General features: G+C 71.5%; 27 protein-coding genes. 8 read left to right on the top strand and 19 right to left on the bottom strand.

All coding sequences use genetic code 11. The features are described from left to right. Positions 1–27: 27 nt before the first annotated feature. From ACYQBY_RS00525 to ACYQBY_RS00475, 11 genes are all read right to left on the bottom strand, one after another. Entirely contained in the window at positions 28–846 is an 819-nt protein-coding gene (locus ACYQBY_RS00525) for a FliH/SctL family protein (protein ID WP_459641858.1), read from the bottom strand. Then, a complete protein-coding gene (fliG, locus tag ACYQBY_RS00520; protein ID WP_459641857.1) occupies positions 830–1,855 on the bottom strand; it encodes a flagellar motor switch protein FliG in 1,026 nt (341 codons plus the stop codon). The genes ACYQBY_RS00525 and fliG overlap by 17 nt, the downstream gene beginning before the upstream one ends. 2 nt (positions 1,856–1,857) lie before the next feature. Beyond that, the gene (gene fliF / locus ACYQBY_RS00515; protein WP_459641856.1) at positions 1,858–3,468 is read right to left on the bottom strand and encodes a flagellar basal-body MS-ring/collar protein FliF; all 1,611 of its coding nucleotides are present in this window, start codon (positions 3,466–3,468) and stop codon (positions 1,858–1,860) included. Then, a complete protein-coding gene (fliE, locus tag ACYQBY_RS00510; protein ID WP_459641855.1) occupies positions 3,468–3,893 on the bottom strand; it encodes a flagellar hook-basal body complex protein FliE in 426 nt (141 codons plus the stop codon). Before fliE ends, fliF begins: the two co-directional genes overlap by 1 nt. Beyond that, entirely contained in the window at positions 3,893–4,288 is a 396-nt protein-coding gene (locus ACYQBY_RS00505; protein WP_459641854.1) for a flagellar basal body rod protein FlgC, read from the bottom strand. The genes fliE and ACYQBY_RS00505 overlap by 1 nt, the downstream gene beginning before the upstream one ends. Positions 4,289–4,350: 62 nt before the next feature. Beyond that, a complete protein-coding gene (flgB, locus tag ACYQBY_RS00500) occupies positions 4,351–4,695 on the bottom strand; it encodes a flagellar basal body rod protein FlgB (RefSeq protein WP_459641853.1) in 345 nt (114 codons plus the stop codon). A gap of 593 nt (positions 4,696–5,288) precedes the next feature. Beyond that, entirely contained in the window at positions 5,289–5,543 is a 255-nt protein-coding gene (locus ACYQBY_RS00495) for a hypothetical protein (RefSeq protein ID WP_459641852.1), read from the bottom strand. Positions 5,544–5,681: 138 nt separating this feature from the next. Next, a complete protein-coding gene (locus ACYQBY_RS00490; RefSeq protein ID WP_459641851.1) occupies positions 5,682–6,215 on the bottom strand; it encodes a hypothetical protein in 534 nt (177 codons plus the stop codon). A 68-nt stretch (positions 6,216–6,283) separates the two neighbouring features. Then, positions 6,284–7,345 carry a hypothetical protein gene (locus tag ACYQBY_RS00485; RefSeq protein WP_459641850.1) on the bottom strand — a complete coding sequence of 354 codons (1,062 nt, stop codon included), beginning with the start codon at positions 7,343–7,345 and terminating at the stop codon, positions 6,284–6,286. Then, on the bottom strand, positions 7,308–7,595 hold the full coding sequence (locus ACYQBY_RS00480) for a hypothetical protein (protein ID WP_459641849.1): 288 nt from the start codon (positions 7,593–7,595) through the stop codon (positions 7,308–7,310). Before ACYQBY_RS00480 ends, ACYQBY_RS00485 begins: the two co-directional genes overlap by 38 nt. Before the next feature lie 301 nt (positions 7,596–7,896). Beyond that, complete coding sequence (locus ACYQBY_RS00475; RefSeq protein WP_459641848.1) at positions 7,897–8,289, bottom strand: hypothetical protein; 393 nt, start codon at positions 8,287–8,289, stop codon at positions 7,897–7,899. A gap of 279 nt (positions 8,290–8,568) precedes the next feature. Here ACYQBY_RS00475 and ACYQBY_RS00470 point away from each other — a divergent pair, with 279 nt between their 5' ends. Further along, a complete protein-coding gene (locus tag ACYQBY_RS00470; RefSeq protein WP_459641847.1) occupies positions 8,569–8,802 on the top strand; it encodes a hypothetical protein in 234 nt (77 codons plus the stop codon). 339 nt (positions 8,803–9,141) lie between these two features. Continuing rightward, on the top strand, positions 9,142–10,317 hold the full coding sequence (locus ACYQBY_RS00465; RefSeq protein ID WP_459641846.1) for a CatB-related O-acetyltransferase: 1,176 nt from the start codon (positions 9,142–9,144) through the stop codon (positions 10,315–10,317). Between the two features lie 66 nt (positions 10,318–10,383). Here ACYQBY_RS00465 and ACYQBY_RS00460 read toward each other — a convergent pair whose 3' ends face one another. From ACYQBY_RS00460 to ACYQBY_RS00425, 8 genes are all read right to left on the bottom strand, one after another. Beyond that, positions 10,384–10,722, bottom strand: a complete 339-nt coding sequence (locus ACYQBY_RS00460; protein ID WP_459641845.1) for a hypothetical protein — start codon at positions 10,720–10,722, stop codon at positions 10,384–10,386. Between the two features lie 41 nt (positions 10,723–10,763). Further along, on the bottom strand, positions 10,764–11,192 hold the full coding sequence (gene fliS, locus ACYQBY_RS00455; RefSeq protein ID WP_459641844.1) for a flagellar export chaperone FliS: 429 nt from the start codon (positions 11,190–11,192) through the stop codon (positions 10,764–10,766). Between the two features lie 89 nt (positions 11,193–11,281). Beyond that, the gene (ispD, locus tag ACYQBY_RS00450; RefSeq protein ID WP_459641843.1) at positions 11,282–12,715 is read right to left on the bottom strand and encodes a 2-C-methyl-D-erythritol 4-phosphate cytidylyltransferase; all 1,434 of its coding nucleotides are present in this window, start codon (positions 12,713–12,715) and stop codon (positions 11,282–11,284) included. Next, complete coding sequence (locus ACYQBY_RS00445; RefSeq protein WP_459641842.1) at positions 12,712–14,244, bottom strand: hypothetical protein; 1,533 nt, start codon at positions 14,242–14,244, stop codon at positions 12,712–12,714. The genes ispD and ACYQBY_RS00445 overlap by 4 nt, the downstream gene beginning before the upstream one ends. A 100-nt stretch (positions 14,245–14,344) precedes the next feature. Continuing rightward, a complete protein-coding gene (locus ACYQBY_RS00440; protein ID WP_459642423.1) occupies positions 14,345–16,183 on the bottom strand; it encodes a tetratricopeptide repeat-containing glycosyltransferase family 2 protein in 1,839 nt (612 codons plus the stop codon). 252 nt (positions 16,184–16,435) lie between these two features. Next, a complete protein-coding gene (gene fliD / locus ACYQBY_RS00435) occupies positions 16,436–17,839 on the bottom strand; it encodes a flagellar filament capping protein FliD (protein ID WP_459641841.1) in 1,404 nt (467 codons plus the stop codon). A gap of 91 nt (positions 17,840–17,930) precedes the next feature. Then, positions 17,931–18,812: a flagellin N-terminal helical domain-containing protein gene (locus tag ACYQBY_RS00430; RefSeq protein WP_459641840.1), complete on the bottom strand. Its 882-nt coding sequence runs from the start codon at positions 18,810–18,812 to the stop codon at positions 17,931–17,933. Between the two features lie 303 nt (positions 18,813–19,115). Continuing rightward, complete coding sequence (locus ACYQBY_RS00425; protein ID WP_459641839.1) at positions 19,116–20,000, bottom strand: sigma-70 family RNA polymerase sigma factor; 885 nt, start codon at positions 19,998–20,000, stop codon at positions 19,116–19,118. 303 nt (positions 20,001–20,303) lie between these two features. Between ACYQBY_RS00425 and flgN the strand changes: the two genes are divergently transcribed. The 6 genes from flgN to ACYQBY_RS00395 all read left to right on the top strand — a co-directional run bounded on the left by flgN (position 20,304) and on the right by ACYQBY_RS00395 (position 24,850). After that, positions 20,304–20,795 (top strand): flagellar export chaperone FlgN, encoded by a 492-nt coding sequence (gene flgN / locus ACYQBY_RS00420; protein WP_459641838.1) that lies wholly within the window; start codon positions 20,304–20,306, stop codon positions 20,793–20,795. Positions 20,796–20,823: 28 nt separating this feature from the next. Next, positions 20,824–22,221: a flagellar hook-associated protein FlgK gene (flgK, locus tag ACYQBY_RS00415; RefSeq protein ID WP_459641837.1), complete on the top strand. Its 1,398-nt coding sequence runs from the start codon at positions 20,824–20,826 to the stop codon at positions 22,219–22,221. A 37-nt stretch (positions 22,222–22,258) separates the two neighbouring features. Next, complete coding sequence (gene flgL / locus ACYQBY_RS00410; protein WP_459641836.1) at positions 22,259–23,167, top strand: flagellar hook-associated protein FlgL; 909 nt, start codon at positions 22,259–22,261, stop codon at positions 23,165–23,167. A gap of 23 nt (positions 23,168–23,190) precedes the next feature. Next, a complete protein-coding gene (locus ACYQBY_RS00405) occupies positions 23,191–23,598 on the top strand; it encodes a flagellar assembly protein FliW (protein ID WP_459641835.1) in 408 nt (135 codons plus the stop codon). Between the two features lie 158 nt (positions 23,599–23,756). Beyond that, on the top strand, positions 23,757–24,287 hold the full coding sequence (locus ACYQBY_RS00400) for a YbhB/YbcL family Raf kinase inhibitor-like protein (protein ID WP_459641834.1): 531 nt from the start codon (positions 23,757–23,759) through the stop codon (positions 24,285–24,287). Continuing rightward, positions 24,284–24,850 carry a YbaK/EbsC family protein gene (locus ACYQBY_RS00395; RefSeq protein WP_459641833.1) on the top strand — a complete coding sequence of 189 codons (567 nt, stop codon included), beginning with the start codon at positions 24,284–24,286 and terminating at the stop codon, positions 24,848–24,850. Before ACYQBY_RS00400 ends, ACYQBY_RS00395 begins: the two co-directional genes overlap by 4 nt. Positions 24,851–24,860: the final 10 nt, after the last annotated feature.

Raw genomic sequence — 24,860 nt, 5'->3', positions numbered from 1 at the left:
CGAGGGAGCCGGAACCCACGGTGGCGGTCACTGCGCCTGCCCGTGCACCTCGGCACCCGTGAGCGCCTCCAGGGCGCGCGAGACGCTGGCCCGCAGGCTGGCGTCGACCTCGGTGTTCCCCTGCCGCGCGACCGCGTCGCCCGGCTGCATCGTCCTGTCGCCCACGTAGCTCACGAGCCCTGCATCGGCATCGAGGCCGGATTCCTTGAGCGCCTCCCCCACGGGGCCGTCGCCCAGGAGGACCACCAGGTCGTCGGGGTGGACACGGACCGTGACGGGCTGGGTGGCGTCGAGCGGGCGCAGCGCCCGCTGCACCGCCTCCAGGACCGGGGAGGACAGCAGCGACACCTCCCGGTCGAGGACCGCGCCGGCGAGGTCGCAGGCCAGCTCCAGCACGGTGTCGGCCAGCTGCGCGACCGTGGGGTCCCGCTCGGCGCGCAGGGCGTCGGCGGCGGCCTGCACCGCGGCGGTGGCGCGGCGCAGGGCGGCGGCGCGGCGCACCTCGTGGTCCTCTGCGGCGGAACGCACCGCGGCCTGGGCGGCCTCGTGGTCGGCGGCTGCCTGGGCCGCGGCGGCGCGCATGCCCTGCGCCCAGCCCTCCGCGAAACCGGAGGTGCGGGCGGACTCGCGGATGCGGGTCGTCTCCTCGGCCTCCGCGCCGCTCGAGGGCAGCCGCAGCGCGTCGAACTCGCGGGCCTCCCCCGTGCTCGTCCGGGTGGCCGCCCCCGGCGCGGCCTGGAAGGCCGGCACGGGGGCGGTGGGGGTGGCGGCGCGGGACGTGGCCGCCCGCGCCGCCCGGATCCCCGGGAGGCCGGCGGTGAAGCCGGACTCAGGAGACGAAGTCATCGTCCCCGCCACGGGTCAGGACGATCTGGCCGGACTCCTCCAGGCCGCGGATGACCTGGACGACCTTGACCTGCGACTCCTCGACGGCCGACATGCGGACCGGGCCGAGCATCTCGATCTCCTCCAGGAGGTTCTCCCGGGCGCGCTGGGAGACGTTGCGCAGGATCTTGTCGCGCACGCTCTCCTTGACACCCTTGAGGGCGGTGGCCAGGTCGGCCGTCTCCACCCCGCGCAGGACGAGCTGGATGGAGCGGTCGTCGAGGTTGGTGATGTCCTCGAAGACGAACATCTGGCTGCGGATCTCCTCCGCGAGCTGCGGGTTGAGCTTAGCCAGGCCCTCGAGGACGCTGCGCTCGGTGCCGCGGTCGGCGCGGTTGATGATGTCGACGAGGGGCTGGACGCCGCCGACGACCTCGTTCTTCTTCTGCTGCAGCACGGTGGAGGTCCGGCGCTGCACGACGTCCTCGACCATCCGGACGTACTCGGCGCTGGTGGACTCCATGGTGGCGATCCGGTAGGCGATCTCCGCCTGCATCTCCGGGGAGAGCCCGGAGAGGATCAGCGAGGACTGGTCGGGCCGCAGGTGCGCGACGACCAGGGCGATGACCTGGGGGTGCTCACCGTTGAGGAAGGTGAGGATCTGCTGGGGGTCCGCCTGGTGCAGGAAGGCGAACGGCTGGACGGAGTGGGTCTCGGCCACCCGGCCGAGCACCGCCGCCGCGCCGTCGGCGCCGAGGGCGCCCTCGAGCAGGGCCTGGGCGAAGTCCATGCCGCCGGCCCCGCCGCGCAGCGGGGAGGCCACCATGCCGTGGAACTCCTCCAGGACCTTCCCGGCGATCTCCGGGGCGACCGAGCGCAGCCGCAGGAGTTCCGCGGTCAGCTCCTCGATCTCCGCCGGCCGCATGTGGGCCAGGACCTTCGCGGCGTTCTCCTGACCGACCTGGACGAGCAGGACCGCGGCCTTCTGCGCCCCGGTGAGGGGGGCGATCGCGAGCTCGGTGGACGTCATGGTCAGGACCTCCTGTCGGCGAGCCAGCCGCGGAGGAGCTCCGCGACCTCCTGGGGCTGGCGGGAGACGAGCTCGACGACCTCGTCACGGCGGGCGGCCGCGGCCTCGAGGGCCGGGTCGACCGGGGCGGCCACGAGGGCCGGGGTGCGGACCGGCGCGAGCTCCTCGACGCCGGCCCCGATCTCGTCGGCGGTGATGTCGCCGAGGTTGATCGGCAGGCTGGTGAGCGCGATCTCCTCGACGGCCTTGACCTTGCGGCGGCGGAAGGCCAGGAGAACCACGATCAGCATGATCAGGACCAGCAGGGCCAGCGCGGCGGTCTTGGCGTAGGCGACGTTCTGCTCCTGCGCCTCGGCGGCCTTGGCGTCGGCCAGCGCCTTGGCGTTCTCGGTGGCGCTGGAGTCGTCGAACGCCGTCTTGATCACGTTGACGGTGTCGCCGCGGGCGGCGTTGACGCCGGAGGCGGCGGTGACCATCTGGGTGACCTCGTTGACGTCCGCGGTGCCGGCCTTGGTGGCGTTGAGGACGACCGCGACGGACATGCGCTTGATGGAGCCGGGAGCGGACTCGGTGACCGTCTCGCGGGTGTCGAGCGGGTTGTTGACCGTCCGCCCGCCCTTCTCGTACGTCGAGCCCTGCCCCTCGGCGGCCGGGACCTGGATGTTGTCCGGGCCCTGCACGCCGCCGACGACCGGTCCGCCGCCGTTCTCGTACTTCTCGGTGGTCGTGGACTCGGAGCCGGGCAGGAGCTGGTCGTTCTGGCTGATGTCCGTGACCTTCTCGGTCTTCTTGTCGAAGTCGAGCTCGGTGGTGACCGTGGCCTTGACGTTGCCCTTGCCGTAGATGCCCTCGAGCATCTTCTGCAGCTTGGTGGAGGCGGCGTTGTTGAACTCGTCCGCCTGGGCCTGCTGCGCGGCGTCGCCGGAGCCGTCCATGGAGAGGGTGTTGCCGTCGCCGTCGACCACGGAGACGTTCTTGGGGTCCATGCCCTCCACGCCGCCGGCGACGAGGTTGACGATGGAGGTCACCTGCTGCGGGGTGAGCGTCTTGCCGGGCTTGAGGCCGACGAGGACGGAGGCGGTGGCGGGCTCCTTCTCGTCCATGAACACGTCCGCCTTGGGCAGGGCCAGGTTGACGACGGCGCTGTCCACGCCGTTGATCGACTTGACCGTCTTGGCGAGCTCGCGGGAGAGGGCCTGCTGGTAGTTCTTCTCCTCCATGAACTTGGAGGTCGTGACGCTGGAGGACTGCGCGAGGGTGCTGCCCGCCTCGGTCTCGGCGGGGAGGCCCTCGCCGGACATCTCCAGGCGGGTCTCGTAGACGTCCGCCTGCGGGACGAGGATCGTGGCGCCGCCGTCGCTGATCTGGTACGGGGTGCCGGAGGCCTTCAGCTTCTCGACGATCGCCGAGGCGTCGGTGCCGGTGAGGTTCGAGAACAGCGGGGTGTATGCCGGGGTGGCGGCCCAGCGGGAGAACATGATCCCCCCGCCCAGCAGGGCGACGACGACGGCGATGACGACGGCCTTCTGGCCGGCGGAGAACTCCCCGAAGTTCGCCAGGAAACGCTTGGCGTTCTCGGCGATCGCGGCGGGACCCTTCGTGGCGCTGGCCATCAGAGCTGCATCCTCATGATCTCGTTGAAGGCCTCAACGGCCTTGTTGCGGACGGCGACGGTGAGCTGCGTGGCCAGCTGGGTCTCGTTGCTGGCGATCATGTAGTCGTGGACGTTGGTGAGGTTCCCCGTCGCGGCCTTGACGGCCAGCGCGTCCGAGTTCGACTGCATGCCCTGGAGCTTGTCCAGGCCGCCGGCCAGGAGGGACGCGAAGTCCGCTCCCCCGGCGCTCGACACGGTGTTGCCCGTCGCGGCCCGGGCGGCGCTGACGCCGTTGACCGCGGTGTTCGGCATGGAGACCGTGTCGCTGACGCCACGGGTCATCTGCCGGCTGTCGATGTCCTCCAGGCGCTGGCCGAAGCCGAACGCGGAGGTTCCGTCCGTCTGCCCCGCGCCGCCGATGGCGCCGATCGCCTCGATGCTCATCAGGACTTCCCGAGGGCGAGCGCGGCCTGGTAGGCGTCCTTGGCGCGGTCCACCACGGCCAGGTTGGCCTGGTACGCGCGCTGGGCCATGAGCAGGTTCGTCATCTGGGTGCCCATGTCGATGTCCGGCATCTTGACGTTGCCGTCCGCGTCGGCGAGGGGGTGGTTCGGGTCGTGGACGATGCGTCCCTCGGTGCCGCCGAGGGCGACACCGCCGACCTGCACGCCCTTGCCGTCAGCGGCCTCGGTCGCCACGAGGAAGCGCTCGCGGAAGCCGGCCTGGTCGGTGCGGGAGGCGGTGTTCATGTTGGCGAGGTTGTCGCTCACCACGTCCATCCACTTGCGGTTCACCGTCACTCCCGTGCCGGCGATGCCGATGGCGTCGAAGATGCTCACGATTCAGGCTCCGTGTTGCTGGGTCACGCTGCGGACAGGGGAGGGTCTCGGGTCGGTGCGCGTCACTGCATGGACGTGCGCAGGACCGAGTACTTCGAGTTCAGCGCCGCCAGGACCGTCTGGTAGCTCAGACCGGTGGAGATGTTCGACAACGTCTCCTGCTCGAGGTTGACGTTGTTGCCGTCCTCACGGGTCGGCTCGAGCGACTTGCGCGTCGCGATGCCGGAGGTGGCGGCGGCGGCCGCGCTCCCGGTCTTCACGGCCTGGGCCAGGGAGTCCTCGAAGGAGACCTTGTTCGCCAGGTACCCGGGGGTGTTGATGTTGGCGATGTTGTCCGCGATGGCCCGCTGCCGTGCCTGCAGACCATTGAGCGCTGTGTGGAGCGCGACGCTGGTGATGTCGGACACGGGGTGCCACCTTCCGGACGGTCGGCGCGGAGCGCCTGCTGCTGACTGCTGTCGTTCGGCCTGTCCGTGGCCTGTGGAGCGTGGCGCTTCATGCGCACACCACCTCATTCGGCGCAACGCGCGGATTCCTTGAGCGACTGGAGCCCTGAGCGGGGGTCGAACCCGCTCGCGCGCCCCGGTTCACCCGGATGGAGCAGTCGGGCGGCCGATCGGCTCGCGCCAGCGGGCGGTCGCGCCCTCGCTCCGGCCCGGGGTGGGCACGGGCCGGAGGGGATGCGCCGGGCCGGTCAGCACGGGCGGCGCAGGGGCGGGGGGTGCGGGTGCTGGGACGCGGGAGACGCCGGGAGGGGGTGTGGTCAGCGACCCAGGAGGTCGGGAGGCCCGGCACAGGCGGGGCCTGCGAGCCCTCCGCAGCACCTGTGTGCTGCGTGCTCCGACGTGTCAGCCCCTGCACGCCCTGCATGCAACGAGAGTAAGGGCTTACTCACGGTCAGTGACTATCCAGCGGCTGCCGGTCACCCACCCGGGGGATCGGGAGGGCGCCCCACCTGGACCGGCGGCAGGGACCGGGGCAGGAGCGGACCCGCGCCGCCTCAGCGGGCGGTGGCGGGGCGCAGGCGCTGGCGGGCCGGGGCGGCCGGAGCGGGCTGCAGGTGGCGGGGGCGGCGCGCGGGCAGCAGGCTCGCCAGCGCGGACAGGGCGGCGATCGCCACGGGCAGCACGGCGCCCTCGACGGCGCTCGCGACGACCCAGGCGAGACCGCCGAGGAGGGCGAGCAGCCAGAGCACGGCCGCGCCGCTCTCGCAGGCGGCCTGCAGTCGGGTGCGCTGCCTCACGTGTCGTCCCACGGCGTGAGCATGGCAGCGTGACGGGCGGTGCCGGAAGCATCACGCCCCGGCGTGTCGCGGGCGGATCGGCCCCGCCCGCGGCGCGGCCGGGCGACGTGCCGTGCGGGAGCGCTCACCCCGCAGGGTGTGCGGAGCTGCTCAGACGCGGTCGAAGACCCCGCGCTGACGCGGCACGCACGCCGTCGTCGCCGGCGGCTGGCAGATGCGCAGGACGCTGCTGGGCACCTCGGGCAGCCCCGCCGCACCGACCGGGCCGGAGGCGTCGCGGTGCAGCAGCCGCGCGGAGCGGTGCGTGCCGCGCACGACGTCGTCCACCCGCACCGACAGCGCCGCCTGCCCGCCCGCGCCGGCCAGGACGTCGCGCAGCGCGTCGCCGCAGGCCTGCACCCGCTCCCCCGCCAGCACGCACAGCGCCCAGTCGGCCGCCACGTGCGCCAGCGCCGCCTCCTGGGCGCGCTCGCGGTCCTCGGCCCAGAAGCCGCGCACGACGGTCACGGCCGGGTGCAGGGTGGCCTCGAAGGCGGCGGAGCCGGGTGCGACGTGGTCGCCGGTGTCGTAGACGACGACCTCGTCGGCGAGGGCGACGAGCCCGCGCACGTCGGCGGCCAGGGCCGGCGGGGTGGTGCCCTGCAGGACGAGGCAGGCGGCGAGGCGAGGACGGCTGCTCGGCATGGTCGGCTCCAGGCGTGGTGGGTTGCGGTGCTGTCTCCCCCCGGACATCGGTCCGCAGGGCCCGGGGGTTACGGGTTCCAGGGGTTCTGCCCCTGGATGGCCCCGCGCGGCGGCTCCTGCGCCGCGGCCTGGGAGCCGGCGTCGCCCCGCACGGGGAAGCGCGCGAGGGTCGCGCCGCTCAGCAGGGCGGGGTCCTGGACCGCCAGCGGCGTCGCGGCGCTCCACGTGGTGCCGTCGTTGCTGACCTGCACTCCCCAGGTGCCGTGGCCGTCCACCTCGACGCGGTACGTGCCGGCGCCGAGGTCGGCGGGCAGCAGCACCGAGCCGGAGGCGGTGGAGCCCGTGGCGAGGGGCATCGCGGTACCGGGGTCGATGGAGGTGGCGGCCGCGGAGTACACCCGCACCCTCGTGGCGGCGCCGAGGTTCGCGCCGGTCACGGTGACCCTGGCCCGGGTGACGGTGGCACCCGCGGTGGTGGACCTCGCGTACGTCGCCGCGCTGATCGCGGCGTGCACGACGTCGAAGCCGGCCGGCGCGCTCCACGTCCTGCCGTCCAGGGAGACCTGGGCGGTGTACGCGCCGGCGGGCAGGTTCGGGCCGACGGTCGCAGTGGCGGCGATCGGGCTGCTCGGGACGAGCGGCGAGGCGCCGCCGGTGGGGGTGCCTCGGCCGTGGCGGACGAGGGTTCCCCTCGTGAACGCGGTGCCCGTGAGGGTGAGCCGTGCGGTGGGGGCGGCGCCGGCCGCCGCGGTGGACTCGCGCAGACGGCCCGGGTGAGCGCCGGGGCGGTGAGGGTGAGGGTCGTGGCGGGGGTCGCGGTGGTCCAGGTGGTGCCGCCGTCGTGGGTGACCTCGACCCGGTGGGCGCCGCCCGGGCAGGTTCCCGGGCAGGGCCACGCTCGCCGCGCCGGGGGCCGAGGCGGTCACGAGCAGCGCCCCGGCCACGGCCGGGTCCCCGGTGTGGACGCGGGCCCTCAGCAGGCCGCTGAGGTTCGTGCCGTGAGCCGCACCGTGGCGGACACCGCGGTCGTGGTCGTCGTGCCGGTGGTCGTGGTCGTGGTCGTGGTCGTGGACTCGGCGCAGGTCGCGGCGCTCAGCGTGGGCGCCGGGCCCGGGGCGTCGAACGCGCACCGCCGAGGGCATGGGCGGCGGTCGTGACGACGGAGACGTCCCAGGTGCCCGCGGCGAGCTGCGGGAGGTCCAGCCCGATCCCGGTGTCGGCGACCTGTGCGCCGGCGGTCACGGGGACTCCGCGGCGGATGCCGAACGCGCCGGCGACATTCCTCCCGCCCACCTGGCGCGGGGCGAGGACGACCTTCGTGGCGCCGGTGAGGTGCTCGCCGGTGAGGGTGTCGCGGCGGTTCGCGGCAGAACTGCCCACGCTCTCGCCGACCGCGGCGACGGTGGCCGGCGCGGCACTCGCCAGGAGAAGGCACCGGATCCCGTTGCGGCGGTATAGATATACCCCTTCTCCAGCGCGACGTGGCCGGGCACGTCCGCGTCGGTCGATCTGACCGTCGCCGTGGGCGCGAACCTCGCCAGGGTGACCTCTGGCCGGGTCCTCTCGGAACCGGGGACCTTGATGAGCGCCAGGTACTGCACCGGCGCCCTCGTGGGATCGGCCGGCACGAAGGACGCCCTGGTCACCGGGTCCAGGTTCTGCCCGGCGAGGGTGAGGGTGGTCAGGAGGGTCGTGAGGCCGGAGGTGGTGTCCGGGTGAAGGTGGGGACGACGGCGCTGTAGGTGATCGCACCCGCGTGGACGGACCCGCCCCGGGTGGTGACGACGACGTCCTGCACCCCGGTGAGGTCCGCGGGGGCGGTGAACACCAGCCTGTCGTCGCCGTCCTCGTACGCGTCGACGCCCACGCCCGTCACGAGCGCCGGCCTGCCGCCGACCGCGACCCTCGTGCCCTGCACGGTGCCGGTCGGGGCCTCGAAGAACTCACCGCGCACGACGTTGCCCGCTCCCCCGGCGTCCGGGGAGAGCGCCGCGGCGGGCGTGAGCTCCTCGGCCCGCGGGGCGGCCTGCACGCAGGTGTAGGCGGCGCCCCTCGTGACCTCGCCGACGAACACCGCCACCCCAGGGCGCCCGGGGACATCCCCTCGGCGGCCGGGACGACGACCTCCAGCGCCGTGGACGACAGGGGCCGCACGTCGGCGGCGGGAACGCTCACGCCGGTCACGGTGGTGCGGGTCAGGGCCGACGCGGTCGCCGGGGTGGTCGTGGCCACGCCGAACAGGACGGACTTGGCGACGGCGCGGTCGCCGTCGAGGCGCAGGAGGTTCGCGCCCTGCACGAGCAGCCGGTCGCCGCCGGCCTGCGGGCCCGAGACGACGGACAGGCGCGTCATCGTGGCGCCGCCCGGGGTGTGCGCGGAGGCCGGCAGGCCCGGGACGGCGGGAGCGGGCGCCGGGCTCTCGGAGGGGATCGGGGCGGCGGTGGTGGCGACCGCGGCCGGCAGGGCGGTGGACAGCGAGGCGGACAGCGAGGTGGGGGCCGCCGCGAGCGCCGACGCCGCCAGGCCCGCACCGAGCGAGGAGCCCGCGAACACGGCGGCCATCCGCAGCGTGGTCTTCGTGGTGTGAGGCACGAGGTGCTCCCGCGTCGTCCGGCCGGCGGGGACACCCCCGTGGGAGGAGTTGTCGGTGCGGACGCGGGGAGCTGGAGGGGCGGGGGTGGGGGATCACCCGTCCGGGTTCGCGGGTGTCCGAGCGCTCGCCGGGCCCGTAAGGAGAGAGTTCCTCCCGGAGGGATGCATGGGGCGCGGGCAGAGCTGAGGCGGGAGTGCGGCGGTGCGGGGATCGCAGTAACCTCAACGGGATGAACACGGGCCTGGAGCCGTCGGCCAGCCACGAGATGGCAGCACCAGCGCCGCGGTGGACGACGCCGCTCGTCCTCCTCCGGCCCGGCCGAAGGAGTGATCGGTGAAGCTGACGGTCCTCATGCACGCTGACCAGACCGCTCCGGCGGTGGGCGCGTCGCTCCAAGCGCTCGTCGTCGCCGCGAACGCGGTGGAGGACATGCTCGGCGTGGGAGTCGACGCAAGGTGCATGACGTGGTCGACGGACCCGGAGGTGCTGGAGCTGCTCGGGAGTGTCGAAGGTGCTGAGGTACAGCGCATGGCGCCCGCTCGAGGCCCCACCCAGGCATGGGACAGCGCGCTTCAGTCGTGCAGCTCGGAGCTGGTGTACCTCTGCACGGCAGCATCCGCTCCCGCACCTGACGCCCTCGTGCGCCTAGCTAGGGCGCTCTTCTCCGCGCCCTCCAGCCTCCTGGCCCTCCCCGGATCGAGGACGGCTCCGGCTGCACTGGTCCGCTTGACGCTGCTGGAACAGATCCGCGGTTTCGCCGGAGCCGGTCTCGGCTGGGTAGAGACGCCCTCGCAGGCCTGGGACCACCTTACCCATGCCCTCGGCCGGCGTAGCACTGACCTTTACACCGTCGTGCGGGATGCAGTGGTACTCGGGGTCCCCGTCGTCCAGCCCCCCCGCCCCCTCAGCCCGGGGTCGCGCGTGACGGTCGGCGCCCACACCTTCCTCAACGGCGACGCCCGCGCTGTGACGCTCAGTCCGACGCAGCAGGTCCAGATCGGGGCGTTCTGCTCGATCGCCGACGAAGTACGCCTGCTCCATCCACATCCACGTGAGGGTGAGGTTTTCGACGCGACCGGCCGCAGCGCAATGCTCAACTTGCACGGGCTGCACCGGCCCAGCCGGGCGACGACGTACCCGATGTCCAGGCTCGGGTACGTCGAGTGCGACCGCCCCCGCGATGAACAGCAGGACAGACCACAGGTGATCGGCAACGACGTGTGGATCGGACACGGCGCGATCGTGCTGGGCGCCGTCACGGTGGGGCACGGTGCCATCGTCGGCGCTGGTGCGGTCGTGACCCGGGACGTTCCCCCCTATGCGGTCGTGGTCGGCAATCCAGCCCGCGTGGCGCGACACCGCTTCGCACCGGAAATCGTCGATGCACTGCTGCGTATCGCGTGGTGGAATTGGACCGAGGAGCGGATCACACGGAACGCCTTCTGGTTCCAGCGCCCTATCGAGGAGTTCGTCGAGAGGTTCGACGTACCGAGCCGAACGGCCGGTTAGCGGGACCGAACGCAGCCAGCGCGACGACACCCGACGTCACGGCGCTCGCCGCAACGCCGGGTTCCATCACAACGATCTGTCGACGAAGCGGGGAGCCGCCTCGGGGTCTTCGAACTTCTTGAGCGTCCGCAGGTGACTCCGAGCCTCGACTACAGCCCTGGCGAGCTCCTCGGCCACCCTGATCTGCGCAGCCGCGAGCGTACGTGCCCGTCCCACCAGGTCCGAGGGCACAGGACCGACGAGAGGGGGAGTCCTCCACTCGAGGTCCGGGTCGGAGACGGCGGACTCCGGCAAGTCCTCCTGGGCGTGCAGTGCTCGCAGGAGGTCCTCCGCGGCGGCGACGTCGAGTTCGAGGTCGTCAAGCGCCGCCACCCAGGCGACGTGCCAGGCGGCCGACTCTGCCATCGCTCCCGCCGGAACCTCCGCAGGACGCGCGGAGGACGCCATCAGGATCCCTCGGCCACCGTCGCGCCGGCGCCCTCGTTCAGCTGCTGCAGGGCAGCCTGTCGCCAGGCGTCGGCCAGCGGCTCGACAATCGTCTCACGAACCCCACGCGTGCGATCGGCGTCCCCCTGAACGTTGCACTGGGTGAGCTCGGTGATGAGCCAGACGTACAACGCACGCAGCCCCGCACCTCCCTCCCAGACGGTGACGTCGAGCGTCGCGTTCAGTTCGTGGACGATGTCTTGAGCGTGCATGAGGTTGATGTGTGCGACCTCGCGGTTCTCGGACGTCAGAGCCTCCTCCGCACGCTTCAGATCCAGCACAAGCCGGTCCCACAGCATGATAAGTAGCGTCGCAGGACCGGCGGTCCCGAGACTGTCCTCGACATAGCCGCTCGCCTGGAGGCGTCGACGGTGCACAACTCGGGTCATGTCGTCTCCTAGTGGACTGATGTGGTTATCAGGTTGTCGAGCCTCACACCGACGCTGGGTGTGAGGTGTTCACAGGGCCGGCATCCGGCTCACACGCCCGCCAGCACGGTGACGGGGCCGTCAGTGGACATGAGGTCGAGAGGCGGTACGTCGACGATGCTCCCCGACGTCTCCGACGCGAGGAGCTGTGCGGTCGCGTGTGCCACCACGCCGGGGCACTGAAGGCCGTCACTGTCACCGAAGCCGGCCTGGCGCATGTCGGTCGCGGTCCTTCCAGGGCTGATGCAGTTGACGCGGATTCCGTCGTGCCCCCACTCCTCGGCGAGTCCCTGGGTGAGGTTCGAGATCGCCGCCTTGGTGGCGCTGTAGAGCGCCTGCCCGGCCCGGCCGCGAGTGTAGGAACTCGACGAGAAGAAGAGCAGGTGGCCGTGCGAGAGGGCGAGGTACGGATGCGCGGCCCTGGCGACGTTCGCCGAGCCCAGCACGTTCACCTCGAGCATCTCAGCGAGACCGGCGGCCGGAGCCGTGACCAGCGCCCCGGGCAACAGCACACCGGCGGTCACTACTACACCGTCGATCTGACCCCGCGTGCGCGCCACGTCGGCGAGGGCTCGCTCGACACCGGCCTGATCGCGCACGTCCACACCGGCGCTTCGGCCGACCGCAACGACATCGGCGCCGCGGTTCCGCAGCTCGTTCGTGACGGCCGAACCGATGCCGCGTGTTCCGCCGATCACCACGTAGCGCCGGCCGCGGAGCGTCGCACCGCCGCTGGGAACCGGGGGCGAGGTGCGCAGGCGGAACAGTTGGTCCGCAACGAGGAAGTCCTGGGGGTAGGTGATCTTGATGTTGTTCTCGGACCCCAGGACCGTGGAGATGGCCACCTCCGGGCAGAAAGCCCGGACCACGGCGCAGTCGTCGGTCGCTGTGAAAGACGGCTCGGCGGATGCAGCGGCATAGGCGCGCCGCAGGACCGAGAGTAGGAACGCCTGCGGTGTCTGGCCTCGGCGCAGAGTGGACCGGTCGGGGACGTCGACCACCGTACCCTCGGCATCGACACGGACGATCGTGTCCGCGGTAGGGATCACGACGTCGAGCGCGTCACAGGCGTCGAGCCCGTCGGCGCAGTCGGCGATAATGCGTTCGTCGACCAACGGACGGACCCCGTCGTGCACGAGGACCTTCGCCTCCTCGACGAAGATGGCCGACAGCGCGTTCTGCGTGCTCCTGCCGCGGGTGTCGCCGGGAGCGACGACGGCGATGACCTTGCGGGCGCCGCTGTCCCGCTGGATCCGGGCCAACTCGTCGCCGTGTTCGGGGTCGGCCACGATGACGATAGCGTCAACCGACGGTGAGGCGTCGAACACCTCGAGAGTGTGCTGGAGAACAGGCTTCCCCGCGATGCGCACGAACTGTTTGGGCCGACGAGCGCCTGCCCGGGTACCCGTACCACCTGCCAGAAGGACCGCGATCACCGGAAGCTCACGCCTCAGCACCTTTTCGCTGCGGACCATCTCGCTCATCGACCCCACACCTCCTGAACGAAGTCACCGACGAGGACGTCCACCACTCTTTGCCCCGCGCCCCGGGCAGTGGAGCCGACGGTTGTCTCGGCGTCACGGGTCGTGGACTCGAGCGCCGCCCGCAACTCGGCGGCGCTGCGCACCGTCGTGACCTTCGAGCGCCAGGTACCGTCTGAAACCGTCGGCGCCGCGTCGGGGCGCTCGAGGTAGTAGACCGGCCGGCCCAGCTCCAGGAACTCGGGGATCAGGGAGCTGAGATCGCTGACGAGGACGTCGGCGGACAGCATCGCGGCGCGGTAGTCGCGCGATTCGTCGAGGTGCACGTTGGCCAACCGGCCGCACGCCCGTCGGAAGTCATCGGCGAGGCGGCGCGCCTGGTCCCCGGACCGGTCCAGATCGGCGAGGAGTCTGAAGTGGGGACGCGCGATGAGGAAGTGATCCGCATGTTGACCGAAGTGACCGAGGAACTCGTGTGCGTACGTCAGGAAGGTGGACAGCCCACCCGGCCCGTGCGTGAAGTGCGGGTTCCACAGGACGGTCGGCCTGTCGCCGATGGCCGCACGGAGGGTTGTCATGGCGCCTTGGTCAGGCGCCGTCCCCAGTAGCCAGTCCGCCTTCACGGGTCCGAGGCAACGCGTGGCAGCGCCGCCCGCGGTGCAGTGCTCCGCGTAGAGGGTCACCTGCTCGCGGCTCGGCAGGAAGGACCGCCAGGCGAGGTTGTGGAGCGGCGCGTCGTACTGGCGTGCGAGGCTGTCACGACCTCCGCCGATGTTCTCCGCATATGCGGAGTACACCAGCCTGATGCCCCGGGCAGCGAGCGCGTCGACGTGAAAGGTGGCGGGGCGGAACTCATCGTACGGGTCGGCCAGAACCACGACGTCCACGGTGTCGAGGTTGTTCTGGAACCACGTCTCGTCCCGCGGTTCGTACCCTTCCGCACGGACGAAGTGCGAAACCTCTTGGTCATTGCGACTGAGGGCGCTCTCCAAGGCCACCACGTTCACCTCGACGCGGTGGTGCGCGGCGGCCGCCGCGGCGATGGGCGCCAGTGCTCCCCAGGTGTTGGGGTGCTGGACGACAACGACGGCGTGGAGCGGGCGGCCACCGTCCTCACGACGCCGCCGGTCACGGGCACGGCGAACCTTGTCGTGCGCGAGGGTCGCCTTCGGGGCGCCAGTAGCAGCGGGCTCGTCCCAGAGAGCGCCGGCGAAGCTCGTCAGCAGGGCGACGGAACGGGCGCTTTCGGCCACGTCCGCAGTAGCGCGGAACCGGACGGCGCAATGGGTGGCGAGTGCGCGTGCATGACCGCTCAGGCGGACGGGGGGCAGCGCGCCGCTGACCGGGATGCCGCTGAGGATGGCCGTCTCGAGACGCTGCGCCTGCTCCTCGGTGGGCTCGTCGACCCCGGAGAGGTGGTACAGGACCTCAACAGGGTCCGCGGAGCCGAACATCTGGGCCGCGGCGCTGATGACGACATCCGCAGCAGCGCTGCCGAGGTCAGTGATCTCGATCGCCACGATGATGTCCACCGCAGCGCCACCTTCAGTCATGTTCACTCCTTCGGCTCAGCAGAGCGGGTACTTGAGGACGTCACCCGGACCCATTCATTCGCGTGCGACCGGTGCGGCCTCAGAAGGTCGCCAGTTCCACCGCTGCTCCCACATTCGGCGCTTGCCGTCGCAGGTCGTCGATGACCGCCGCGGCGCAGTCGTCGGTCACCTCGGACAGCAACTGCTCCAGGAGCGGCAGAACCGTCACGTCCTCGAACTCCTCGACCGCCACCGCCGCCGCCACGATCCGCCGCCGGAGCGGGAGCGCCTGGTCCCGGGCGACCTCGCGGAGCGGGCACTCCTCCGCCAGGCCGGCGGCGCGCAGCCGCCGGGACCACGCGGCAGCCCGCTCGACGGGGAAATCCGTGGCACGGGCGGCTGCTGCTACGAGCGTGCGGGGGTGATCATGCCCCGCTTCCCACATCGCTTCGAGGAAGTCGTCGGCGACAGTGGGCGGCAGATTGAGGCTCTGCCCGAGGTAGTTGACGTGCATGGACAGTGGCAGTTCCTGCACGAGACTCCGTACGGGCCTGTCGGCCGCCGTGAAGTGCGCGATGCACTGGTGCAGCGTCAGACCGACTGCATCCTGACGGAGAGCGGCGACGAGCGCGTCAGCCGCTTCCTCGGTCCTGCCGAGCGCCACGAGGCACGCCAGTTCCAGCTGGAGATTGTCGACTCTGCGGTGCTGGCGACCCATCCGGTCCACGGCGTCGACGATCGTGTTCAGCAAAGCCAAAGCTTCCTCGAAGCGTCCCTGGGAGTGCAACAGCAGGGCCGCGTGGCGCTTCAAGCGCTCACCTGGTTCGCCGCGGCGCTCCAGCACGTTGAGCCAATGTTCCGCCCGCTGGCGGTCGCCGACGATCACGGCCGCCTGGAAGGCGCTGTTGGCCGTCTCCAGCACCATCTCCCGACGATCATCCTCGGGATCGAAGCGGTCGAACGCCTCCAGCGCCTTCGCGTGCTCGCCCGTCAGAGCGCGAGAACGACCCAGGTTCGCCCAGACACGGTTGGGATCACTCCCTGCGGTGATCGTGCCCGCCGCTGCCGCTTCGGCGATCGCGAGATTCCGAGCGCCCTTGTCCCTTTCGCGCAAGCGCACGGTGGTGTATCCGGAGTGCAGGAGCTTGATGTCGTCATTGGCGGCACCGGACAGCTTGGGGCGAGCCGGGTCACGGGAGGCCAACTGCTCGTGCAGGGCATCGGTCCACCGACAACGGGCACGGCGGAAGAGGCGCCCGACCAGGCCGTCGAAGGTCGCGCCCCCTGCCTGGCCGATCGTTGAGGACACGACGATGCCGAAGTAGTCGAGCGCTGTCGCGCGAAGAGTACGGCGCAGTGCGACGGGGTCCCCGGCGACGACCTCGTCAGCGTCGATGGAGAGGACCCACTCGGCGGTGCTGTGGTCGAGGGCCCGGTTCCGCGCATTGCCGAAGTGGTCGTCCCAGTAGCCGGCGATGACGATGGCACCAGCGGAGCGAGCGATCTCCATGGTGCGGTCGGCACTACCGGTGTCGTAGACGACGACCTCCTCGACGAAGCCGTGCAGCGACTCCAGGCAGCCGGCGAGCGTCTCCTCCTCGTCCTTGACGATGAGCACGGCACCGAGCAGCGGGCGTCGCGCCCCGATATGCGGGATTCTCGCGGCGCCAGCGCGCACCCGGACGCCGCCGGACCTCACCGTGGTCTCCGCCTGGGAAACGAGCGGGGCGTCAGCGGGCCCCGGACGCGCCACGAGGAACTCACGCGGGACGCCGTGCACCACGACCTGTCCGGCACCCTCGCTGAGTGCCCCGCAGATGTCATCGAGCCAGGCGCCTTCGAGTAGCACGGTGGATGCGACGAAGATCGTCGCTTCGGTACCGCCCCGGTCGGCCCGCACTGTGCGGGCGATGCGGTCGAGCGTGGGCCGCTCGATCATCCGCACCTTCCCACGGTGGGCCGCTGGCACGCTTCTCCTGTCCTCGCTGACCGCGACGACGTGAGCCCCTGTGGCACGGGCTGCTCTTAGCACAGCATCTAGCTCTTCCGGGCCGGCGACGTCCGCGACGACGACGGTGCAGTCCAGCATGGCGATGACCTTTCAGCAGGGTGGCCACAGTGCCACTCGGTGAGAAAGCTGACGGCGGGGCCCCGAACAGGGACACCGCCGTCAGCTCATGTGGACATCCCCTCAGAGGCCGCCGAGCTGGCCCGCGAGCCAGGTCGACTGGGACTTCAGCTTCCCGAGCGCCGTCTCCAGGCCACCGTAGTACCTCTGAAGCCGCTCCTGCCGCTGCTCCAGCCGGGCGTCCCAGTCGTCGATCCTGTTGCGCAACGACGTGGCTTCGTTGTTGCGGCTCTTGATCGCCAGGGTGATGGAGCCGTCCACGGAGTCCGTCGCCCGGTCGGAAAGCTTGACGAACCGCTCCGCAATCCCCGGCGTCCCGGAGACCGGGTTCCAGCCTGCCGTGCTGCTCGGTGCGACGAGCTTGCGGACGGTCTCCGGATCCTCCTTGAAGTTCTTGAGGAACTTGTCCTGGTCGAACTTCAGGTCGCCGTTGCGGGTGACCTCGATGCCGGCGAATGCCATCGACTGCAGTGCGCTGGTGTTGCCGACCTGCGCCGTGCCGCTCACTGTGGAGATGATCTGAGCGGTGAGCTGACGCAAACCAGCATCGCCCTTGAGGGGGCCAGCACCGGTGATCTTGCCGTCGGCGCCGAGGGTGCCACCGCGGGTCTGCGCCTGGATGGTGCCGAGCGCCGAGTTCGCGGCGTCGACGAAGGCCTTGACCGACTCGGCGACCTTGGCCGGGTCAGAGGCGACGTTGACGGTGACGGTCCCCCCGGGAGCGGTCTTCTCCATGACCGTGATGCTCGTGCCCGGCATGAGCCCGTCGAACGTGTTGGTCGACGACGTCGCCAGGACGTCTCCACCGAGGTCGAGCTCGGCGTCCTTCGCTGCGGACAGCACAGCCAACGCGGCGGGAGGCTGAGGGTTGCCGCTCCCGTCCGTGAGGTTGAACTCGCCGGCCTTCCCCGCCACGGTGGAGGTGAGCTGGAGGCTGTACTGGTTCTCGCCGGTTTTGATCGCGACGGCCTTGACGCCGATGTTGGCGGCCTGGTTGATCTCGTCGATGATGTTGCGCAGGCTCGTCGGCGTGGGGTTCACGGTGCCGAGGACGGTCCCGTTCTTGTCCCTGACCTGGAGCGGCATCACCAGCGGCGGGTTGTCCTGGGTGGTGTCGTCCAGCGACGAGAAGGTGCCCTTGGCCAGCACGACGTGGTTCTGCGCGAGTTCCTTGACGCTGAAGGACAGCGAGCCCGCGCTCGCGCCCGACGTGGTGGACACCGCAACCTTGTCCGTCGAGGACGTGGCCGTGGCCGGCGACCAGGCGGTGGCCTTCTGGAGCGCCTCGGCGGCCGTCTTCAGCGCCGCCATCTTCGAGTTGACCGACTGCAGGGCTGTGACTCCGCCCTGCGTCGAGGTGAGGGTGTTCTTCAGGCGGGCCTGAGGCTGCGCCTCAATCCTCATGAGCTGGGTGATGATGCTGGTCGTGTCCATGCCACTGACCAGGCCGTCGACACTCGGTGCCATGTCTCCTCCTTCCTAGGACCAGGAACGGGGCGGGGAGCCGTGGTGCAGCTCCCCGCCCCGTCGCGGTTCAGCGGGACGTCGTACCCGTTGCTCAGCGGAGCAGCGAGAGGACGTTCTGCTGAGCCTGGTTGGCCTGGGACAGCATGCTCGTGCCGGCCTGGGACAGGATCTGGTTCCTCGTGAAGGAGGCCATCTCCTGTGCCATGTCGGTGTCGCGGATCGCGGACTCGGACGCCGAGAGGTTCTCGACCGTCACGTTGAGGTTGGCGATCGCGTACTCGAAGCGGTTCTGCTGCGCACCGATGGAGGCGCGGGCAGAGTTCACACCGGCGAGGGCGTCGTCGATGAGGGACAGTGCCTCACGGGCGCTGGTGGCGTTCGCCGCGGCGTCCGCACCGCCCGCGAGGACGGCAGTGTTCAGGCCGAGACCGGAAGCGTCGAAGCCGCTGATGTCGCCACTCAGCGCACCGGTCGCGCTGGACAGGTCGACCGAGATCTGGTTGACATCCGTAGCGTGGTTCGCGCCCACCTGGAAGTCACCCTTGTAGCTACCGTCGAGCAGCTTCTGGCCGCCGAACTCGGTGCCGTTGGCGATGCGGGTCAGCTCCTGCTTCAGCTGGCCGAACTCGGTGTTGGCGGCCTCCTGGGCGGCGGTGCCCTGGGCGCCGGAGCTGGAGGCCTGGACGGCGAGGTCACGCATGCGCTGCAGGATGTTGGTGGTCTGGCCGAGGGCGCCGTCAGCGGTCTGGGCGACGTTGACGCCGTCCTGGGCGTTGCGGGCGGCGACCTTCATGCCGGAGATCTGCGAGCGCAGGCCCTCGGAGATGGCCAGGCCGGCAGCGTCGTCGGCGGCCTTGTTGATCCGCAGGCCGCTGGACAGGCGCTCCAGCGAGGTGGACTGCGCCTTGTCCGTCTGGGAGAGGTTGCGGTACGCGTTCATCGCAGCGACGTTGGTGTTGATGCGGAGACCCATGGTTGATCTTCCTCCGTGATGTGGGGTCGTCAGTTGTTCCAGCTGTCCATCCGTGGCCAGCCAATGTGTTCATCGGCCCGGAGCACGCGGACCTGAGCCTTTTTGCTCGCAGCAATCGGGTGACTCAGGCCACACATCATGTTACGCACAGTCACTCCATGATGCGCCAGCCGGCGGCGGCCGTCCAGCCGGGCGCTCCCCCGCCCTCCCCGGGGTCGCGCGTGCAGGACCCGCCACGCGCAGGAGCGCCCTCCCCGGCGTGACCGGCCGGGGAGGGCGCTCCTGTGCGTGGGGTTCGGTGGATCAGGCGCTGCGCCTGCTCCCGAAGGAGCCGGTGGCGCCGGCGGTGGACATCACCAGGCGGGCGCGGAAGTCGGCCTGCGTGCCCACCGCGGCGAAGTAGGCCTCCTTGCGCTTGACGGCCGTCGGCGAGCCCGTGACCGGGGCGACCATCTCCGGGGCCAGGTGCGTGTTCATGCCGTCCCGCAGCAGGACCAGGGCCTCGGCGCGCATCTGGGACACCCGGGACTCGGTGACCCCGAGCTCCTCGGCGAGGACGGCCATCGGCCGCTCCTGCAGGAAGTAGCCCTCCACGACCGCCTTGAGGCGCTCGGGCAGCGCCGCCACGGCCGAGCGCAGGTAGCCGAGCTGCTCGCGGTGCAGCAGCTCCGCCTCCGGGCCGGGGCTGTGCGCGGGCAGGTGGTCGTCCAGGGACGCGCCCTCGGCGGTGAAGCCCTGCATGCTCAGCACGACCGAGCGCTGCGCCTCGTCGCGCACCTCGTGGACGTCGGCGGTGGTGACGCCGAGCGCCGCGGCGGTCTCCTCCGTGGTGGGGCGACGGCCCAGCTGCACGGTGAGGGCGTCCTCGGTCTCGTGCAGGCGGCGGGAGCGGCTGCGCGCACCGCGGGAGGCCCAGTCGCGCCCGCGCAGCTCGTCCAGCAGCGCCCCGCGGACGCGGGTGTTGGCGTAGCGGTTGAACGGCACGCCCGTGGTGGGGTCGTAGCTGCGGGAGGCCTGCACCAGTGCCATCAGCCCGGCGGAGGTGAGGTCGTCGCGGCTCACGTGGGAGGGGAGCCGGCCGATGAACTCGGAGGTGATGTAGCCGACGATCGGGAGGGTCTCCCCGACGAGCGCCTCACGGTCAGCGTCGGTGAGCTCACGGGGGGCGAGAGCGGCGTCTGCGGTCACACCCTGTTCCTCGGCACGACCCCCACCCGGACTTGAGCGTCATCCGTACGGACCTCTCAAGTCGACGGAGCAGTGCCGCAGGGCGCACGGTGTCCACCCCCGCCGCGCCCGACTCCCCGACACCCCTCCCGGCCCTCCCACCAGCGGCGTTCCCCCCACACCGTGCTGACCGGCGCGGCTCAGGTTCTGCGCACGGATGCCGATGTGTACGGCAGAGCGGCACGCGGTGCGGCGTCCACGGATGCCGCACCGGACGACACGCAGGGACACGCCACAGGGCGCCACGGAGCAGGAAGGACGCGCATGGGACTCGCCGAGGTCTCCGGGATCCTCTGGAAGGAGCGGGAGCTGCTCGAGCTGCTCCTGTTCAAGCTCGAGGAGGAGCAGCTCGTGCTGGCCAGCGGCCGCACGCGCTGGCTGGCGCACGCCACCCGTGAGGTGGAGTTCGTGCTCGACCAGATCCGCGCCACGGAGCTCCTGCGGGCCGTGCAGGTCGACGCCATCGCCGGGGAGCTGGGGCTGGACCCCAACCCCAGCCTCAACACCCTGGCTGCGGCCTCCCCCGCCCCCTGGGGCGACCTGCTGCGCGGTCACCGCGACGCGTTCCTCACCGTGACCGCGGAGATCCAGAACCTCGCGGAAGCCAACCGGGACCTGCTGGAGGCGGGCGCCCGAGCCGTGCGGGAGACCCTCATGGGCCTCGACCGCAACCTCGACACGTACACCGCCCTGGGTCGCAACCGGACCGCCACGGCGGGCCGCGTGCGGGCCCACTTCGTCGACGAAGCCCTCTGAGCAGACCCCGAGACAGGACCCAGGACACATGAGCACCTTCTCCGGCATCAACTCCGCCTCGCGTGCGCTGCAGGCCGCCCAGCGCCAGATGGAGGTCGCGGGCCAGAACCTGGCCAACGCCGACACCGAGGGCTACAGCCGCCAGCGCGTCGAGCTGACCCCGCTGGCCAACGGCGCGGGCTCCACCTACGGCCGCAAGGACGGCGTCGGCAACGGCGTGGAGATCCGCGGCATCACCCGCATCGCCGACGCCCTGGCGGACTCCGCGCAGCGCCACGACGCGGCCGTGCTCGCCGAGCACCAGCTCACCTCCAGCGTGTACGGGGAGATCGAGGACAGCCTCGGCGAGCCCTCCGCCGCCGGCCTGACCGCCCAGCTCAACACGATGTACAAGGCGTTCAACGACCTCACCAACGCCTCCGGCCCCGACGGCGTCGCCGCCGCGCGGACCAACGTCCTGCGCACCGCCGACGTGGTCGCCGACACCCTCAACGCCACCGAGCGGCGCCTCAAGGGCCAGTTCGAGTCCCTGCGCGACCAGACCGGGGAGATGGCCGCCGGCGCCAACGAGCAGGCCCAGCGCATCGCCACGCTGAACGAGGAGATCCGCAAGATCGTCAGCACCGGCGCCAACGCCAACGAGCTGATGGACCAGCGCGACACCCACATCCGCCAGCTCGCCGAGATCACCGGCGCGCGGGTCGTGCAGCGCGAGAACGGCATGTCCGACGTCTACGTGGGCAACTCCCCCATCGTCGCCGGCACCACCGCCTACAAGCTCGAGGTCGTCAACCCCCGACTGGACTTCTCCCAGGCCCAGGGCGGCATGCAGCTCGCCCTGCGCATCGGCGGCAACGCCACCATCCCCGAGGGCGGCCGCCTCAAGGGCGCCGTCGACGCCGTCAGCAAGGTCATCCCCGGCGTCGCCAACCAGCTCGACGCCACCGCCGCCACCCTGGCCAAGCAGGTCAACGACATCTACAACCCCGGCGGCACCGGCCAGGACTTCTTCACCACCACCACCATCGCCGCCGGGTCGAACATCGGCGCGGCCGGCACGATCCGCGTGGCCGTGCCCGACGCCGCGTCCCTCAGGGACAGCTCCGGAGGCACGGTCGACCGCGCCCGCGCCAAGGCGCTGGCCCAGCTGGGCACCGCCCCGGGCGGGCCCTCGCAGGTGTGGCAGGCGAACGTCACGAGCATCGGCACCGCCGCCCAGGCCTCCGGCCAGCGTGCCGTGCTCGCCGAGCAGGTCTCGCTGAAGTCGACCGCCGCCCGCGAGGCCGTCTCCGGTGTGAACATCGACGAGGAGATGACCAACCTCGTCGCCTTCCAGCACGCCTACGGCGCCGCCGCCCGTGTCCTGACCACGATCGACCAGGCCCTGGACACCCTCATCAACCGCACCGGCCTCGTCGGCCGCTGACGCTCGAGCTCCCGAGACCTGAGAGGAAGGACACGCCATGATCGGTCGCGTCTCCAGCCGCACCACCGCCATGTCCTCGCTGCAGAACCTGCAGCAGAGCTCGGCCCGCCACAACAAGCTGCAGGAGCAGCTCACGAGCGGCAAGGCCATCAGCAAGCCGTCCGACAACCCCATCGCGGCCAGCAACGCGCTGCGGTACCGTACTGAGATCGGGGCGAACGAGCAGTACGCCCGGAACAACGCCAACGGGCAGGCCCTCCTGGACACCCAGGAGGAGTCGCTCAAGAGCGGCCTGGGTCTCCTCCAGCGCGTCCGCGACCTCACCGTGCAGGCCGCCAGCACCGGTGGCAGCAGCCCCGCCGCCCGCAAGGCTGCCGCGATCGAGGTCCGCTCGCTGCAGGCCTCGATGCTCGGCGCGGCCAACGCGACGCACCTGGGCCGGCCGGTGTTCGCCGGAACGGCCGATTCCTCGACCGCGTTCACCGCGAACTCTGACGGCACCTTCACCTACAATGGCAATGCCGGCGAGGTCACCCGCCGAGTCGGCCCGGATCTCGACGTGCAGGTGAACGTCCTCGGTACCGAGGCGTTCGGTGGCGGCACCACCGCCGCAACCAGTACGTTCGTTGCTCTGGAGGAGCTGGCGGCCAAGCTGGAGGGCACCAATCCCGGTGCCATCGCGGCGAGCCTGGCAGACATGGACGTCGCCATCGGTCGTGTGACCGCCGCTCTCACCACCGTCGGGGCCCGCGGCAACCAGCTGTCGGCGCTCGCGGACGCCAACGAGGTCCGGGGTGACGCCCTGAACCACGCGCTGGACGAGGTCGAGGGCATCGACTTCGGCAAGGCGATGATCGAATACAACCTGCAGCAGACCGCCTACCAGGCCGCGCTGAGCGCGACCGCCAAAGTGATCCAGCCGACCCTCCTGGACTTCCTGCGCTGAATGGAGTTCCTCCGATGAGTGCCATGACCGACACCGATGTCGCGGCTCCCCAGATCGAGTTCATCGCGCCTATCACGGGGCTCAACTCGCACACGCGGTTCGAGCTCCACCCGCTCGACGAGGAGGGCAACCTGTTCTCCCTGCGCTCCATGGACGACCCGAACCTCAGGCTCGTCGTGATGGCGCCGGACAGGTTCTTCCCCGGCTACTCCCCGGAGATCGACGACGAGACCGCCGACGCCCTCGAGCTCACCAAGGGCGAGGACGCCGCGGTGCTCCTGGTCGTCAACCCCGGTGAGAGCCTGGAGGACGCCACGGCGAACCTGCTGGCACCCGTCGTGATCAACCACCGCTCGCACAAGGCGGCACAGGCGATCCTGACGGAGCGGGACCTCCCCCTGCGGGCGATGCTCATCCGCGACCGCGACTGACACGACCTGGCACCACACGGGCCGGCCTCCCCCACGCGGGGAGGCCGGCCCGTCGTGCGTCCGGGCCCCGTGGTGCCTACGGTGCGAGGCGGTGGGCGGGCGCCCACCCGTCCGCGCTCCCGCAGCGCGGGCGCTCCCCGACCCGGAGGCCTGACCCGATGTCCCTCGAACGCCCCGTCGCCCCCGACCCCTACGAGCAGCTCCCCCGCGTCGGCGCGTTCCAGCTGACCAGCACGGACGTCGCCGACGGCGAGCCGATGGCGCACGAGCACTCCGCCGACGGTGGCGGGATCTCCCCGCAGCTGTCCTGGTCGGGCTTCCCGGAGGGCACCAGGTCCTTCGCGGTGAGCTGCTTCGACCCCGACGCGCCCACCCCGGCCGGGTACTGGCACTGGACCGTCCTCGACATCCCCGTCTCCGTCACCTCCCTGGAGCGCGGCGCCGGCACCGCGGGCTCCCCTGCGCTGCCGCCCGGAGCGGTGCAGCTGCGCAACGACGCCGGGACCGCCGACTTCACCGGCGCCGCCCCGCCGCCCGGGGACCGCGCGCACCGCTACGTGTTCGCGGTGCACGCCCTCGACGTGGACTCCCTCGCCCTCGGCCCGGACACCACGCCCACCACCGCGGCGTTCACGATGCTGTTCTCCACGCTGGCCCGCGGGGTGCTGCGCCCGACGTTCCAGCGGTGAGCGCGGTCGAGCCCGGCGCCCTGGCCGTCGCGGGGAACCTGGAGCTGGAGCCGGCGCTCGCGCGCCCGGAACTGCTGGCCGCCCCGGTGGCCGCTGCCCTGCCGGGCTGGCCGGGCTCGGCCGCGGCGGCGGTCGCGTCGATCGACCCGTCGGTGGCCGACACCGCCGCCCTCGTCGAGGCGCACGGCGTCCCCGCGGCGGCCTCGGCGAACTGCGTCGTCGTCGCCGGCCGCCGGGGCGGTCAGGAGCGGGTGGCGGCGTGCGTGGTGCTGGCCACCACCCACGCCGACGTCAACAACGCCGTCAAGCGTGCGCTCGACGTGCGCAAGGCCTCCTTCCTGCCCGTGGAGCGCGCCGTCGCCGAGACGGGCATGGAGTTCGGCGGCATCACCCCGGTGGGGCTGCCGCCGGGGTGGCGCGTCCTCGTGGACACCGCCGTGGTGGAGGCGGGTTTCGTGGTGGTCGGCAGCGGCCTGCGCCGCTCGAAACTCGTCGTGCGCGGCGCGGACCTGCTGTCGCTCCCGGGGGCGGAGGTGCTGGAGGGGCTGGCGGCACCCCTGTGACGCACGGGGT

The sequence above is a fragment of the Kineococcus anabasis genome (assembly GCF_054590795.1).
This window is presented reverse-complemented; position numbering and strand designations above follow the sequence as displayed.

Bases quoted from the DNA above. Each gene is read 5' to 3' on its own strand.
- ACYQBY_RS00525 (WP_459641858.1), bottom strand. From the start codon at position 846: ATGACTTCGTCTCCTGAGTCCGGCTTCACCGCCGGCCTCCCGGGGATC.
- fliG (WP_459641857.1), bottom strand. From the start codon at position 1,855: ATGACGTCCACCGAGCTCGCGATCGCCCCCCTCACCGGGGCGCAGAAG.
- fliF (WP_459641856.1), bottom strand. From the start codon at position 3,468: ATGGCCAGCGCCACGAAGGGTCCCGCCGCGATCGCCGAGAACGCCAAG.
- fliE (WP_459641855.1), bottom strand. From the start codon at position 3,893: ATGAGCATCGAGGCGATCGGCGCCATCGGCGGCGCGGGGCAGACGGAC.
- ACYQBY_RS00490 (WP_459641851.1), bottom strand. From the start codon at position 6,215: ATGCCGAGCAGCCGTCCTCGCCTCGCCGCCTGCCTCGTCCTGCAGGGC.
- ACYQBY_RS00460 (WP_459641845.1), bottom strand. From the start codon at position 10,722: ATGGCAGAGTCGGCCGCCTGGCACGTCGCCTGGGTGGCGGCGCTTGAC.
- fliS (WP_459641844.1), bottom strand. From the start codon at position 11,192: ATGACCCGAGTTGTGCACCGTCGACGCCTCCAGGCGAGCGGCTATGTC.
- ispD (WP_459641843.1), bottom strand. From the start codon at position 12,715: ATGAGCGAGATGGTCCGCAGCGAAAAGGTGCTGAGGCGTGAGCTTCCG.
- ACYQBY_RS00440 (WP_459642423.1), bottom strand. From the start codon at position 16,183: ATGATCGAGCGGCCCACGCTCGACCGCATCGCCCGCACAGTGCGGGCC.
- fliD (WP_459641841.1), bottom strand. From the start codon at position 17,839: ATGGCACCGAGTGTCGACGGCCTGGTCAGTGGCATGGACACGACCAGC.
- ACYQBY_RS00430 (WP_459641840.1), bottom strand. From the start codon at position 18,812: ATGGGTCTCCGCATCAACACCAACGTCGCTGCGATGAACGCGTACCGC.
- flgN (WP_459641838.1), top strand. From the start codon at position 20,304: ATGGGACTCGCCGAGGTCTCCGGGATCCTCTGGAAGGAGCGGGAGCTG.
- flgK (WP_459641837.1), top strand. From the start codon at position 20,824: ATGAGCACCTTCTCCGGCATCAACTCCGCCTCGCGTGCGCTGCAGGCC.
- flgL (WP_459641836.1), top strand. From the start codon at position 22,259: ATGATCGGTCGCGTCTCCAGCCGCACCACCGCCATGTCCTCGCTGCAG.
- ACYQBY_RS00405 (WP_459641835.1), top strand. From the start codon at position 23,191: ATGACCGACACCGATGTCGCGGCTCCCCAGATCGAGTTCATCGCGCCT.
- ACYQBY_RS00400 (WP_459641834.1), top strand. From the start codon at position 23,757: ATGTCCCTCGAACGCCCCGTCGCCCCCGACCCCTACGAGCAGCTCCCC.